Source organism: Flavobacterium sp. R1_16 (assembly GCF_057652095.1).
The window spans coordinates 1-404 of record NZ_JBYFCG010000034.1; the positions used below are offsets into that span (position 1 = coordinate 1).

General features: G+C 44.1%; 1 protein-coding gene. It reads left to right on the forward strand.

Annotation, left to right across the window (positions count from 1 at the left end; genetic code table 11):
- Positions 1–404 (forward strand): hypothetical protein (locus AC23L6_RS13380; RefSeq protein WP_487565539.1); only part of this gene is annotated, 404 nt, incomplete at both ends.

Sequence of the window (404 nt, forward strand, 5' to 3'; positions counted from 1 at the left end):
GCTGATGTAACTGGGGAATGTGAAGCCTCTGTAACTGCTCCGTCTGCTCAAGATAATTGTGCGGGAACTGTTACTGCTACTACTAACGATCCTTTATCCTATAACACTCAAGGTACTTATGTGGTAACTTGGACGTTCAGCGATGGTAATGGTAATTCTTCTACAGCTACTCAAAATGTAATTATTCATAATACTACGCCTCCACCAGCAGTAGCTTGTTACCAAACGGCTACGTTCAATCCTACGACTTGTGCATACGATATCACTGGTACGCAACCTGAGGCTCCTGAAGTAGCTTGTTATCAAACGGCTACATTCAATCCTACGACTTGTGCATACGATATCACTGGTACGCAACCTGAGGCTCCTGAAGTAGCTTGTTACCAAACGGCTACATTCAATCC